The organism is Alteromonas sp. AMM-1 (genome assembly GCF_047290655.1).
In the GTDB taxonomy this organism is placed as follows: Bacteria; Pseudomonadota; Gammaproteobacteria; order Enterobacterales; family Alteromonadaceae; genus Alteromonas; species Alteromonas mangrovi.
In genome coordinates this window covers 1-13,985 of record NZ_JBLBUE010000014.1, presented here as the reverse complement: position 1 = coordinate 13,985, position 13,985 = coordinate 1, and the positions used below count along the sequence as shown (strand labels likewise).

At 49.3% G+C, this 13,985-nt stretch carries 10 protein-coding genes; 4 read left to right on the top strand and 6 right to left on the bottom strand.

Annotated features, from left to right (window positions below):
* Positions 1-205: 205 nt before the first annotated feature.
* Positions 206-1,507 (top strand): sigma-54 interaction domain-containing protein, encoded by a 1,302-nt coding sequence (locus ACLR2L_RS04790; RefSeq protein ID WP_255439131.1) that lies wholly within the window; start codon positions 206-208, stop codon positions 1,505-1,507.
* On the opposite strand, the gene ACLR2L_RS04785 is transcribed toward ACLR2L_RS04790, so the two are convergent.
* A complete protein-coding gene (locus ACLR2L_RS04785; RefSeq protein ID WP_413366164.1) occupies positions 1,504-2,262 on the bottom strand; it encodes a sulfite exporter TauE/SafE family protein in 759 nt (252 codons plus the stop codon). The genes ACLR2L_RS04790 and ACLR2L_RS04785 overlap by 4 nt on opposite strands.
* A 161-nt stretch (positions 2,263-2,423) precedes the next feature.
* Here ACLR2L_RS04785 and ACLR2L_RS04780 point away from each other — a divergent pair, with 161 nt between their 5' ends.
* From ACLR2L_RS04780 to ACLR2L_RS04770, 3 genes are read left to right on the top strand one after another with little or no spacing between them, the layout of a single operon-like run.
* Positions 2,424-4,592 carry a prolyl oligopeptidase family serine peptidase gene (locus ACLR2L_RS04780; RefSeq protein WP_413366162.1) on the top strand — a complete coding sequence of 723 codons (2,169 nt, stop codon included), beginning with the start codon at positions 2,424-2,426 and terminating at the stop codon, positions 4,590-4,592.
* Between the two features lie 58 nt (positions 4,593-4,650).
* Entirely contained in the window at positions 4,651-5,763 is a 1,113-nt protein-coding gene (locus ACLR2L_RS04775) for a 1-acyl-sn-glycerol-3-phosphate acyltransferase (protein WP_413366160.1), read from the top strand.
* Positions 5,764-5,772: 9 nt separating this feature from the next.
* Positions 5,773-6,534 (top strand): MBL fold metallo-hydrolase, encoded by a 762-nt coding sequence (locus tag ACLR2L_RS04770; protein ID WP_413366158.1) that lies wholly within the window; start codon positions 5,773-5,775, stop codon positions 6,532-6,534.
* A gap of 17 nt (positions 6,535-6,551) precedes the next feature.
* Here ACLR2L_RS04770 and ACLR2L_RS04765 read toward each other — a convergent pair whose 3' ends face one another.
* From ACLR2L_RS04765 to ACLR2L_RS04745, 5 genes are all read right to left on the bottom strand, one after another.
* The gene (locus ACLR2L_RS04765; protein ID WP_413366156.1) at positions 6,552-9,320 is read right to left on the bottom strand and encodes a TonB-dependent receptor domain-containing protein; all 2,769 of its coding nucleotides are present in this window, start codon (positions 9,318-9,320) and stop codon (positions 6,552-6,554) included.
* A gap of 316 nt (positions 9,321-9,636) precedes the next feature.
* Positions 9,637-10,545 carry a hydroxymethylglutaryl-CoA lyase gene (locus ACLR2L_RS04760; protein WP_413366154.1) on the bottom strand — a complete coding sequence of 303 codons (909 nt, stop codon included), beginning with the start codon at positions 10,543-10,545 and terminating at the stop codon, positions 9,637-9,639.
* A 2-nt stretch (positions 10,546-10,547) separates the two neighbouring features.
* Entirely contained in the window at positions 10,548-11,831 is a 1,284-nt protein-coding gene (locus tag ACLR2L_RS04755) for a CitMHS family transporter (RefSeq protein ID WP_413366152.1), read from the bottom strand.
* A gap of 3 nt (positions 11,832-11,834) precedes the next feature.
* Positions 11,835-13,109 (bottom strand): serine hydrolase domain-containing protein, encoded by a 1,275-nt coding sequence (locus ACLR2L_RS04750; RefSeq protein ID WP_413366150.1) that lies wholly within the window; start codon positions 13,107-13,109, stop codon positions 11,835-11,837.
* 3 nt (positions 13,110-13,112) lie between these two features.
* Positions 13,113-13,985 (bottom strand): CaiB/BaiF CoA transferase family protein (locus ACLR2L_RS04745; protein WP_413366148.1); only part of this gene is annotated, 873 nt, incomplete at its 5' end.

The following is a 13,985-nucleotide window of genomic DNA, read 5'->3' as shown; positions in this document are numbered from 1 at the left end:
AGCTTACACAGGCCAACCGGGCCGGTTAGTTGTTAACAGTGTGTTACCAAGTTTCATGCCATGTCTGAAAAGACGGCTATATAGCTGTTTATATTAGTTTTTCATTATATTTATTAGCTCAGTGGTTGAGTTTAACGACAGGCTGTGCCAAATTTGTCATCAGACGGTCGCACAGTGCTGCCATAAATGACGCAATGGAGAGATCATGAACACGTCACTGATCCAATCAATGATCAATGCCATCGATAAACCGGCTATCTTCATTACCCCAGACTATGTCATTCAGGCAGTTAACGAAGCCTACCGCGACACCTACAATACCCAGGTAACGATTGGCACCAGCACCTGTTACGCCGTTTCGCATAACAATCCAGGCCCCTGCGATAAGCATGGTGAGGATTGCCCGCTTACCCAGTGTAAAAGCACCAGTCGGCCCAGTAGCGTAGTGCATATTCACAACACCACGGCAGGCCGGACGTACTGCGATATATTAATGAAGCCGGTACGCGATGAAGATGGCATGACCATTGGCTTTTTAGAAATTCTCGACCGCATCAGTTACGCCTCGGCCGATTCACAGAAAAACAAAATGATTGGCCAATCGGAGGCATTTAAGTCACTGCTTAACCGCATCAATCGCGCATCTCAATCGGAAATCGCGGTATTGTTGCAGGGTGAAACCGGCAGCGGTAAAGAACTGGTTGCACAAGCCGTACACGAATCCAGTCGCCGTGCGGAAAAGCCGTTTGTCGTAATTGAATGCACCGGCTTAAATGAGAGTCTGTTTGAATCTGAACTGTTCGGCTATGAAAAAGGCGCGTTTACCGGCGCCACAAATGCCAAGAAAGGCTTAATAGAAGTGGCAAATGGCGGCACTGTATTCTTCGATGAAATTGGCGATGTCCCCCTCAACATGCAGGTGAAGTTACTACGCCTGCTGGAAACTCAGTGCTACCGTCCGGTTGGCGGCCTGAAACAGAAGAAAGCGGATTTTCGGTTAGTGTGTGCCAGCCATAAGAATTTGTTGTCGATGGTGGAAAAAGGCGAGTTCAGGCAGGATCTGTACTATCGAATTGCGGGGTTTCCCATTCACCTGCCAGCACTCAGAGAGCGCCAGTCTGATATAGCCATGTTATGCCGTCATTTTTTGTCAGCCGGCGAGCACCGACACAAGCGTTTCTCACCACAAGCCATAGAGGCACTGTGTCGTTATTCCTTTCCCGGCAATATCCGCGAACTCATTAGCATCGTGGAGCAGTCTGCGCTGATGGCGAACGACGACGACATACTGGCCAGCGATTTACCCCCACAAGTATTGGGTTATAGCGCCACAGAAACTCAAGCCGTCAGCCAGGACATTTTGCCGCTCGATCAAGCTGAGCAGGTTTACCTGGAGCGCATCTGTAAAACCTATCAGGGTTCACCCGACGACCTTGCAAAAATGCTTGAAGTAAGTACTCGCACTCTTTACAGAAAGCTACAGCGATACAATATAAAGCTAAATTAAAAAACAGACACCAAGGCCTGATACAACAAGCGCAAAGCCAACACGGTAAGAATTATCTTAAACAACAGCCTGAATTTGTCTGCCGGGATCCTATTGAGCAATTTGAGTCCAAGCCAGGTGCCAATGGCACCACTGGCAATCATGGCCAGTACCAATGGCAACCATTGCCAGAAGGCAAAGCCTACAAAAGTAAATACAATGGCTTTCAGGCTGTGTTGAAACGTCATGCAGGTGGCGAAGGTGGCGGTGTGAGTAAGCTTATTGTAGCCGTTGCGAAATACCACTGAGGCCACCATCGGCCCGCTGGCGCCCACAAACATCGACAGAAACGTGGTTAAGGCGCCAGCCACAACACTGCCGCGTGGCGATGTCTCGCGGGTTTTGGGTTTTATCCCCCACACCATCAGCAATAAAAACACGGCAATAGCCAACTGGATAAGGGTAAGCGGGAGTTGCACCACAACCAGTGAGGCAACCGCTGCACCTAGCACGGTGCCCAGGGCGAAATACCGAAACATGGTGCGATCAAGATGCTTAAAGGTCATTACCGACCGGCTGGCGTTGGATCCCAATTGCACTAATCCATGTACCGGGATCAGCGCTGCTATTGGCATAGTGGAGGCCATTACCACCAGCAATAACATACCGCCGCCTAACCCCATGGCACCGGTAACAAATGAAGTAAATCCCGCCAACAGAATGAGCCCTGCGGCGGTGAGCGGTTCTAGCACCCCGGCGGTGAATAATTCGAACATGAGCAACAGGTTAACGAGAGAAGGAATACGCAGATTCTCACCTTCTCACCCGCTGTTTGCAACTTGTTACTATTCAAAAAGCAACAACCTTTGCAGCACCAATACAGATGCGCTATGTTGTCTGCTTCTCAAAAAAGCATGCCTTGCGGCAAAGGACAATAATGAAAAAAACACTGCTTACGCTCAGTATCGGCCTCTTCCTTGCCGGATGCAGCGAAAAACCAACCACGACAGAACAGGTGAAGCGCCAACAAGAACAGGTTAATTTAAGTACATCCATTGCACCGCCAGTAGCAAAACAAGTGCCGCACGAACTCACCGCACACGGCGATACCCGCATAGACGAATACTACTGGATGCGTGACGACAAACGCGAAGATCCCGAAGTACTCGGTCATCTTGAAAAAGAAAACAGCTATGCTGAGGCCGTTCTCAAACCACTGGAAAAGCAACAACAATCCCTGTACGACGAATTGGTAGCTCGCATTCCTAAAGACGACGCCTCAGTACCAGTAAAAGAAAACGGCTACTGGTATCAAAGCTTGTACGAAGGGGATGGCGAGTACCCCGTTTACGTTCGCCGCCCCACGCTGGATGGCACCAATGAAGTGCTGCTGAATGGCAATGAGATGGCCCAGGGTCACGATTATTTCAGCATAGGCAGCTATCAGGCCTCACCCGACAACACTATGCTTGCCTTCACGGTAGATACCGTCAGCCGTCGTATGTATACACTTCAGGTGAAAAACCTGGCAACAGGCGAACTGTTGAGCGATGAGCTCACCAACACCAACGGGCAAGTATACTGGGCAAAAGACAACAAAACCCTGTACTACATTGAGCGCGACCCACAAACCCTGCTGGGGTCGAAGGTGTTCCGCCATGTGCTGGGCACACCACAATCCGATGATGAATTGATTTACGAAGAAGCCGACACGACGTTTTATACCTCGCTGGGCATGAGTAAAGACGAGGACGTGATTTTTATCAGTCATGACAATACCGAACAAACCGGTACCACACTGATAGCCACCGACGACCCCAAAGCCAAACCTGTTCCTTTCCTGCCGATTGAAGATGGACTGGAATACTCTGTAGCCAAGCACGGCAGCGACTACTACATTCTAACCAACTACAACGCCAAGAACTTCCGCATTATGAAGGTTGATCAGGCGCATACTGCGGATAAAGGCAAATGGCAGGAAGTGATCGCCCACGACCCGGAAGTGTTCATTCAGGACATCGAGCTACTAAAAGATTTCCTGGTATATAAAGCCAAGAAAAACGGCATGCTCAGCCTGAATGCGGTATCACTGAAAACCGGTGAAAGCTATGTCATTCCTACTGAAGACCCAATTTATACTGCGTATTTTTCGGGTAACACACAGGTAGATACCAATACCATTCGCATTTACTACGCGTCGCTTACTACGCCACCCAGCACATTTGATATTAACCTGGAAACCATGGAAACCACGTTGCTCAAGCAAAATAAAGTAGGCGATGAGTTTGTGGCTGCCAATTATCAGTCAGAGCGCGTATTGATCCCTGCTCGAGACGGCAAGCAGGTACCGGTTTCACTGGTGTACCGCAAAGACAAATTCACTAAAAACGGCACTAATCCGCTGTTCCAGTATGGTTATGGGTCCTATGGTGCAACCATTGATCCTACCTTTGTATCTCACTGGATTTCGCTGATGGATCGCGGCTTTGTGGTGGCCATTGCGCACATTCGCGGCGGTCAGATGCTGGGACGTGAATGGTATGAAGACGGTAAAATGGGCAACAAAAAGAATACATTCACCGATTTCATAGACGTAACCAAAGGCCTGATAGAACAGAAATATGCCGATCCAACGCGTATTTTTGCTGAAGGCGGCAGTGCAGGTGGTTTGCTAATGGGCGCCATTGCCAACATGGAGCCAGAGCTGTATACCGCGATTGCGGCCCACGTTCCCTTTGTTGACGTTGTGACCACCATGAGTGACGCCACCATTCCCCTTACCACGGGTGAGTACACCGAATGGGGTAATCCTGTTAACAAAGACGAATACGACTACATGTTGTCTTATTCACCTTACGATCAGGTAAAAGCGCAAAAGTACCCGCATTTATTTGTTACCACGGGCCTGCATGATTCCCAGGTACAGTACTTTGAACCCATGAAATGGGTGGCGCGTTTGCGTGAAAAGAAAACCGATGACAACCTGCTGCTGTTCATCACCAACATGGAAGCCGGACACGGTGGCGCATCCGGACGCTTTAAACGTTACGAACAAACAGCAAAAGAGTATGCGTTTTTCTTCCATTTAGCAGGCATTGAGAAGTAGACTTGCTTACCCCGGCAGATCCTCTGCCGGGGCAGGTATTAATTGCAATGCGGTAACCATGAACAATACTAACGATCCTTATCAGGCCATACGCGCCTACCACGACAATGAAATCCCTGATGCTATTCAGCGCCTGGTAAACGACCCCGAATTTATTTCCGCTATCGTGAATCACCGTTTCAGACAGCGTAGCCGATTGGTAAAAATGCTGGTAAGCCCGGTGATCAGATTCTGGCTAAAACGCACCTGGGGCAAACTTCGCAGTGTTGAGCAGGTGCAACTTGAAGTAGAGCGCTACCTTAGCCGCGTGCTGAACGAAACCACTGATGGTGTAACCATAAAGGGCGTGGAACAGCTTTCCAAAGACACGCCCTATTTGTTTGTGTCTAACCATCGCGATATTGCGATGGATCCGGCGTTAGTGAACTATGCATTGCATCAATCCGGCTTCCCGACTGCGCGCATCGCCTTTGGTGACAACCTGCTCAAAAAGCCCAGCGTTACTGAGTTAATGAAGCTGAATAAAGGCTTTGTGGTAAACCGTTCCGCCAAGGCACCCCGGCAATTACTCAAAGCCCTCACCACGTTGTCGGGCTACATAAAGCACTCGTTAGACGAAGGCCATTCTATTTGGATTGCCCAGCGCGAAGGTCGCGCCAAAGATGGACTGGATATGACTGATCCGGCCATCCTGAAAATGTTCTATATGAACGGCAAGTCACAACAACAATCGTTCAGCGAATACATGCAGTCGCTGCGCATCGTACCGGTATCCATTTCCTATGAAAACGATCCTTGCGATATTGCCAAAGCCACCGAGCTTTATCACCGCGCGCACCTGGGCGGTTATCAAAAAGCGGAAATGGAAGATATTGCCAGCATAATCAAGGGCATCACCGGCTACAAAGGCCGTATCACGGTAAGTTTTTCAGCGCCAATTAACGATGTACCAGACACACCAGCGGAACTGGCAGCGCTTATAGACCAACATATACATTCGCACTACCAGCTGTATCCGATTAATTATCTGGCCGCCCAAACTGCCAATAAAGTTATACCGGAAGCGTGCAAACAAACACTCAAGCACAAGCTGGCACAACTGCCGGAAGAAGCCCGTGACTACCTGATTGCCAACTACGCCAATCCGGTTAAAAACGCGTTACAACGGTAGGTTAAGTTGATGAAACTGCATACCCTGGCGGGCTACATACAACATATCTATCTGGTGGAAACATCACAGGGATTGTTGTTACTGGACGGCTGCAGCCGGGCAGATGCGCGTAAAGTATGCAGGTATATTACTCAGACACTTGATCGTGAACTCAGCGATTTAAAACTGATCGTGGTGACACATATGCACCCTGATCACGCTGGCGGCGCACATACGCTTCGCAAATTAACCGGCGCAAACATAGCGGCTCATCCCAAAGCGGCGAAATGGTATTCAGGTATTATGGGTCGTGCTGCGCACCTTATTGATGTAAGCCTAACCTGGTGGGTGGCGAGCCGCTTGGGCAAACCTAAAAAGCATATCTGGTATAGCCCCATTTTGAAGCCCGATATTATTCTGCTGGACGAACAAACACTGCCGGGGTTTGAGGACTGGCAGGTACTGTTTACGCCGGGGCATACCGATCACGATTTAACCCTTTACCACAGTGCTACCAGCCAGGCATACGTGGCAGATCTTATGGTATCGGTAAAACGTCAGTTAACGCCGCCCTATCCAATCTGCCATCCCAATCAGTATAAACAATCACTTAAGCGCATTCAGACGTTACAACCGCAATCCGTGTTCTGTGCCCACGTACCGCCGCTTTCCATCAACGACATCGACTTTAACGCCATTATTCAACAGGCCCCCGTACTGCCCAAAAATCACTGGCATTCAGCAAAAAACCGCATTGCCCACGCGTTACGCGGGCAAAATGCGGTGCATTAATCTCAAGTTGGGTTTTACTACATTTCTATCGACAACCTCATATACGCTTGACGACCCAGCGGATCGGCAGCCGTAGACAGGTATTTGGTAAAGAATGCGGCTGGCGGGTCTGTATCAAACAGATTTATCGCACCCACAGCAATCTGATATCGATCATCTTCACCAAACCGATAGGCGTATTGCGCGTCAAATACCGTTGATGAACTGATAGTGCCCCATGGCTGGGTATAATTCATGGGCAAAAACACATCATCTTCAACGCTGTCAACATAACGCATAGTCAGGTTTGCGTTGTGTTTCATGTGTTGCCATGACACCTGCATTGTGTCGCGAAATTCTGGTGCGACAGAGCCGGGGTTATTGTCGTTGCGTCGGCCTACCACGTCGTAAACGGGTTGGTCTTTGCCCACCTGAACCGTATATTCGTTAATCCATGTTAGTGAGTTGTTTATACTGATGTAGTGTCCATCGAAAATTTCAGTGCGGTAATCCACGCGAAAATCCACGCCATTTGTTTTGGTTTTACCCGCATTAAAATAGCCAACATTAACTGCCAGTAAACGACCGTCGGCATCGCGAATCAGGTTCGGCCCGTTTGGATCGGCCTGAATAACCTGAGCAGCGCTTTCTGCGGTTACCTGATTTTCAAAATCAAAGCTCCAGTAATCCAGAGACATAGTTAATTCATCGGTAGCGGCCCAGCTAGCCCCGATATTCACGTTTGTTGATTCTTCAGGGGCCAGATTGGGGTTAGATATGGTATTCACTACCCGGAATGTGCCGTTGTCATTGGGATCTAAAGGATCCACGGTTTGGCTTACACCTGACGAGGTTTGGTTACCTACAGAGTGTGCCAGTGACGGTGCTCTGAATGCCGTGCTGGCAGACAACCGCAACGAAATATCGTCGGTTACTCGCCAATTCACACCCACTTTAGGATCGGTGTTAGTGAACTTACCGTAATCTTCGTACCGTAGCGCCAGCTGCATATCTATGTCCAGCGTCCAGGGTAGGTATAACTCGGCAAAGATCCCGTCAATTTTGCGGTCGCCTTCACCTGGCGAACGCTTACCAAAGAAGCCCCAACGACCGGCCTGAGTTGCGCCATCTACCCCCACCTTGCGGATTTCTTTACGGGTTTGACCACCCACAGCCACACCAACCGTACCACCAGGTAAGTCAAACCAGCTGCCATTTACCACAAATTCAACTATCTGGTAGGTTACTTCGTCACTGCCTACTGATGGTTGTAGCAGGTTATAATAAACGCGCTCATCATGATTCAACTGATCGGCACCAAACGGGCTAAAATACACACAGTTTCCTTGCCCAGGGACTTCCGATGCACTCGGCTGTCCAAACGGATCAATCAGGCAGTCGGCGCCACCATAACCATTAAGCGCGTTTTGCAGCATCTGCAAATCTGTATCCGGCGCGCTATTCACTGCGCGTTCCTGACTCCACACACCACTGACTTCGTATTGCCAGTCAGTGCTACCAATATCACCCTTTATTCCCAGCAATAGGTGTGTGCCATCTACATTCGAGGTTTCTTCCCGGTAATCGGCATTCACGCCCAACACGCGGCCGGTGAACTGCACATCTACGCCAAATGGGTTATATGGGTTCTCGGCGGGCACAACGGGCGACCCCAACGAAATTGGCATACTCGCTACACCAAAGCGGCGACCTTCCTGCTTGTAATAACGTCCCTCAAAAAACAGTTCATGACTGTTATCCAGCGTGTAGCTGGCTGTTGCATAGTTCAGCCAGGTTTTGGACTGAGGCATGATCGGGTTCATCTGCTGATAACTGAACTGACATGTGCCATGTGGGAAGGGGTTACTGCCCACGTAAATTCCCCCCGTGCCTTCTACGGTACAGTGCGGATCGGCGAATACCACGCGACTATTGCCTGTGCTTGCCGAAATTTGGTCGTACAGCTGAGAGTAGTTAATGGGGCCATTTACGCCGTTGTCGATAATCACATCGCCGCCATCAGCAGCCACTGGACGCGAAGTTAACGCATAGTTGCCTGGCTGCGCTGTGCCTGAGGTATTGTTCGATGCAGTAATGGCTCTATCGCCATTTTGCAGGTTAGCTTTGTATTCGTAGCTACTGGCAAACATGCCGTGGAAATTCCCGGAACCGCCACCAATTTTAAACTGAAGCAGGTTTGATGGTGCATTCTCAATCGCAATATGCTGCCAAATGGCGGTCACACCTTCGTAGTTGTCATCGGTAATAACATTCATTACACCAGCGATAGCATCTGAACCATAAATTGCCGATGCGCCGTCAAGCACGGTCTCAATTCTGTTTACCGCAATAGTGGGCACCAGAGCAGCAAGGTTAGTATAGCTGTTGCGCTTTGCATCCTGTTCCTGAGAGGCAACCCGGTGTCCGTTTAACAATACCAGTGTTGAGGAAGGCCCAAGGCCGCGCAAGTTAGCCGAGCGGGTTTGCCGCCCTTCTGCACCACCACCAGCCAGGTTGTTCACGCCGCCGACACTCCCGGTGTTGGCTGTATTGTTAACAATCAGGTCATCTACGCCCGAAAAACCTGATTTCATGATTTCTTCATTACCGACGATTTGGATCGGGGATGACATAGTACTTTGGGTATCCCGGGTAACGTAACTACCAGTAACCCGCACAACTTCAACTGACTGTTCCTTTGGTTCCTGCTCCTGAGCCATGACCGGATGCATCACTGCACTTGACATGATCGCAGTTGCAACGGCAATGCTTATTGCTGTCTTACGTGTTTGATTTTGGTTCAACATAATAGGTGTTCCACTTGTCCTGAGCATCGGCATGTCGGTGCACTTGCTCTGCTTACTTTTTTTGGTGACATCGTCCGGCCGGGAGATGGAAGCTATGTGCTACAGGGTTAATAAAAACACACCCCAATAAATAAATTAAATTAATCTATACTATTAATTAACAATATTTTAATATAAATAAGGTTTATCTGATTGGTTTAGGGAAGTAACAGCGAAAAAATAAAATAAGTGAGTGCCCACCTACTTGTAAGCACCAAACAATAGAGAAAATAGACTTGATGGTTAGAGAAACACAACAACAATCACAAAGCGATTTTTAGCAGACTCCGCATATTGCCCTCCCCACTTTGGATTGGGAAACCCGGCCCAATTCAGCACTCACCCAATGACCCGTTTCGCTGAGCGCAGATAAATCCACTCCGTGAGTGAGACCCTCCTGCTCTAGCAAATACACCAAATCTTCTGTGGCCATATTTCCCGACGCCCCTTTGGCATAGGGACAGCCACCCAATCCACCCACCGATGAATCGAAGGCGCGAATGCCTGCTTCAAGAGACACATAAGTATTGGCAATTGCCTGGCCGTAGGTGTCGTGAAAATGCATGGCAAAATCAGACAAGTCAGCATGCTGTTTAAGGTGTTTTAGCAAAGCGCGGGTTTTACCTGGTACCCCTACCCCAATGGTATCGCCCAGTGATATCTCATAGCAGCCCATATCAAGTAGCCGCTGTGAGACGTCTAGAACCTGTTCAGGCCGGGTAAGGCCGTCATATGGACAGGCAAAAATACAAGATACATACCCTCTCACGCGCATGTTCTCTTTCATTGCTGCCTCAAGCAAAGGTTTGAAGCGCTCTAGGCTGGTGTGGATATCGCAATTAATGTTGCGCCAACTGAATCCCTCCGACGCAGAAGCGAATACAGCAACTTCGTCAACACCGGCTGCTAAGGACTGCTCAAACCCTTTCATATTGGGTGTAAGTGCGGCATAAGTTACACCCTGTTTACGCTGTATCCCTGCGAACACTGACGCTGAATCCGCCATTTGAGGTACCCATTTCGGGCTGACAAAGCTGCCAGCTTCTATGTAGTGCAATCCGCAATCTGACAGCCTGTTCACTAACTCTACTCGGGTAGATAAAGGCACATTGGCAGACTCATTTTGCAGGCCATCGCGTGGCCCCATCTCTGCGATTTTTACATCAACCGTTTTTGTAGTATTCATGGTTAAATCTGTATTACACCGGTAAGTACGCAAAGCACGGTCATAAACAGTGAGATTGCGTATAAATAGGGAAAGGTGAAGCGTTGGTGATCGGCAAGGTTTATTCTGGTTAAGCCCACCAGCATAAAGGTTGCTGGTGTGAGTGGACTCACCGGAAAGCCAGTCGTCATTTGCCCAATCAATGCACTGTGCGCCATGGTCTGGCCTGCAATACCTGCTTGCTGTGCGATGCCCGACAACACTGGCAATACACCAAAATAAAAGGAATCCGGGTCAAACATTAAACTTAACGGCATCGCCAGTAACGCTACGAGTAATGGCAACTGCCCCACCATGGCCTCTGGCAATAACAGACTGCCTTGTTGTGCCATGGCATCCAACATGCCGGAATGCCTGAGAATCCCGGTAAAGCAACCGGCCGCGAACAGAATAACCACCATGGTAACAGCAGGTTTGGCATGTGCCTCAATCTGAAGTGTCTGAGCTTTATAGCCGGGCGCATTTATTAATAGCGCCCCCAGCGTACCCGCAATAAATGCTATTGCCGGGTGCAGGACCTGACCAATAATACTGGCAATAACGGCCAGAATTAACGTTGCGTTTGCCACCCATTGCCAGGGCGTAGTGGACGATTCAGACACTGGTAAACAGAATTCAGGCTGTTCATTGTTCTGTGCCAGGGCTTTGCTGGCCCTCGCCCCCATCCAGTAGGCTGTCACAATAACGAAGCACATGCCTCCAATATGAATTGGTAATAATGGCTGATATACGTCCATTACCGATAGGTTCAAAGCGGCGGCGGCGCGAATGGTTGGGCCTCCCCACGGCAGCATATTATTGACCCCAGCCGACATAGCCACCAGACAAGCCAGCCACCGACGGTCGAGCTTAAGCGCATCAAAAATGGGCAACACAGCCGGAATAACAATCAGAAAGGTACTGGCGCCGGAGCCATCCAGATGCACCAGTGCGGTAATGAGCACAATGCCGACAAACAATTTTCTAATGTCGTTCCCACACAGTCGAATAGTCGTGCTAATGATGGGGTTGAACACGCCCGCATCGTTCATAATGCCAAAAAACAAGATGGCAAACATAAACATCACCGCAACCGGCGCAATACTGACAATGCCTTTTAGCATGTAGTCAGGAACATCCGCTGCGTTCACTACCACTAACGCCACCATCACAGGTACCATAATCCACGCCATAATGGGCGACAGGCGCTTGGACATAATGCCCAACAGCACACCTGTTATGGTGATAAATCCTGCAAGTGCGAGCATCGATTAGTTCTCTTTTGTGGCCTGAATTAAGTATTGTCTGAATGGAACCTGCTTATCGAAAGGCGGCGGCGTGATGACTTGTGTCATAAATACCACCAGCGAGCGCGTTTCAGGATCGACCCAGAATACCGTATTACCCGAGCCAGCCCAACCAAAGGTCCCGTTTGGCATGAACGGCATAGCTTCCGTTGCGTCGCTGCCTATTGCAAAGCCATATCCAAAGCCAATGGGCGCATCGTTGCCCAGCCCGGTAATGTCAATGCTATGTGCAAACAAGCTACTCACTGAGGTTTCGGATAAGAAGCGCTTGCCCTGGTATTCTCCATTGTTTGCCAGCATGGTAGCAAAGGCCAGATAGTCCTGGGCTGTGCCGGCCAACGCCCCGCCGCCGTCGAGTAGTCGGGTGGGGTCTTTATAGTCAGTATTCCCGGCAGTTTCTATTACCTTCAGGCCAGAGTCCGTCATAAGGTAGTTGGTTACAAACCGGTTCAAATCATCACCTGTAACAAAGAAACTGGTGTCTTTCATACCCAAAGGCGCAAACACTGCCTTTGCCAAATAAGCATCCAATCGTTCACCCGATACCACTTCCACAATCCGCCCCAGTAAGGTGGTGGAATAGCTGTATGTAAAACGCTCCCCAGGTTGATGCAATAAAGGCGCCTTTGCCAAACGTTCGGTAAGTTCCTGCAGATCGCTTGCTGGTTCTCCATCAGTTGGCAGCGCGCCTACCGGCGTATTGCGCTTAACACCGTATTTGCGGTAATACTGATGCACGGGAGTTGTGCCGGTGAAGTGGTACGTTACCCCTGACTTATGTGCCAGTAAATCGCCAATGGTAATTGAACGGACGGGAGGGACAGTGACCATGTTGTCCAGCGTCCCGGACGCATATACCTTCACATCAGCAAAGGCGGGAATATATTTCTCAATCGGATCCGAAACCGCCAGCTTGCCTTGCTCCTGTAGCAACATAATAGCTACGCTGGTAACGGGCTTAGACATGGAATACCAACGAAACAAAGTATCGTCAGTCATCGGTATCTGACTATCCACATCCCGATAGCCGTTTACGTAATGAAATACCGGCTTCCCTTGTTCAACGATATAGGTTACCGATCCAGGCATAGTGCCATTCTGCACCAACGAGTCGAGCTGGCTAGTGAGGGTTTTAAAGCGAGCTTCCTGTTCAGGTTGCGCGCTTGTGCAACTTACAACAACCGCCAGAGCACTGAGCAGTGATACTGTTCGTAATGCTTTTTGTATTATTCTGTTCATAACTTAATCCCGTTTTGTTCCCGTGAACACAGTGTCGTTCTCAACAAGCGCTTCAATCTCTTCAGGCCCGTAGCCCAATTCACTCAATATCGATGCCGTATCCTGGCCAGGTAATGGCGTTGGTTTATTGGGTAATTTGTCTACGCCTTTGGCAAAGAATGGCGAAGCGGTCTCTCGTAACCGGCCTTCAGAGGGATGATCGAACTCTGAAAAGAACTGCTGCGACTGCAAATGCGGATCAGAGAGCAGCGAAGCAATATCGTTAACTGGCGCACAGGGTATATCCAATTCGCCAAGCTGCGCTATCCATTCAGATGTTGATTTATCCGGCGTAACCTCACTCACTATCTTGTACAAAGAGCCTACGTTTTCGCTGCGCAGTACGGGATTAGTTACATACTCATGATCAACCATGTCCGGTCGCTGAATGAGTTTAAAAAACGCCTGCCAGTGTCGGGTACTGTAAGGCAGAATACTGATATAGCCATCGGCGGTAGGAAATGGCTTGCGGTAAGGGGAATTTAATCGTTCATAGCCAGTTCCACCTATTGGAGGGACAAAGGTTTCACCTGACAGTTGCTCGGTCATCAGGAATGACACCATGCTTTCAAACATAGGGGCTTCAATCACGCAGCCTTTTCCTTCGCGCAGGCGGTAATTTAAGCCGGCCAGCACGGCCATTGCCAGGTGTAACCCCCCTACCTTGTCACAGATGATCGTTGGAATAAACCTTGGCTGTCCGCTGGCATCCCGATTCAAATAGGCCACGCCGCTTTCTGCCTGAATAATATCGTCGTAGGCGGGTTTCTCAGCATACTCACCCTGCTGACCAAAACCTGGTGCATAACAATACACAATCTGCTCGTTATGGACTTT

Bases quoted from the DNA above. Each gene is read 5' to 3' on its own strand.
- ACLR2L_RS04790 (WP_255439131.1), top strand. From the start codon at position 206: ATGAACACGTCACTGATCCAATCAATGATCAATGCCATCGATAAACCG.
- ACLR2L_RS04785 (WP_413366164.1), bottom strand. From the start codon at position 2,262: ATGTTCGAATTATTCACCGCCGGGGTGCTAGAACCGCTCACCGCCGCA.
- ACLR2L_RS04780 (WP_413366162.1), top strand. From the start codon at position 2,424: ATGAAAAAAACACTGCTTACGCTCAGTATCGGCCTCTTCCTTGCCGGA.
- ACLR2L_RS04775 (WP_413366160.1), top strand. From the start codon at position 4,651: ATGAACAATACTAACGATCCTTATCAGGCCATACGCGCCTACCACGAC.
- ACLR2L_RS04770 (WP_413366158.1), top strand. From the start codon at position 5,773: ATGAAACTGCATACCCTGGCGGGCTACATACAACATATCTATCTGGTG.
- ACLR2L_RS04765 (WP_413366156.1), bottom strand. From the start codon at position 9,320: ATGTTGAACCAAAATCAAACACGTAAGACAGCAATAAGCATTGCCGTT.
- ACLR2L_RS04760 (WP_413366154.1), bottom strand. From the start codon at position 10,545: ATGAATACTACAAAAACGGTTGATGTAAAAATCGCAGAGATGGGGCCA.
- ACLR2L_RS04755 (WP_413366152.1), bottom strand. From the start codon at position 11,831: ATGCTCGCACTTGCAGGATTTATCACCATAACAGGTGTGCTGTTGGGC.
- ACLR2L_RS04750 (WP_413366150.1), bottom strand. From the start codon at position 13,109: ATGAACAGAATAATACAAAAAGCATTACGAACAGTATCACTGCTCAGT.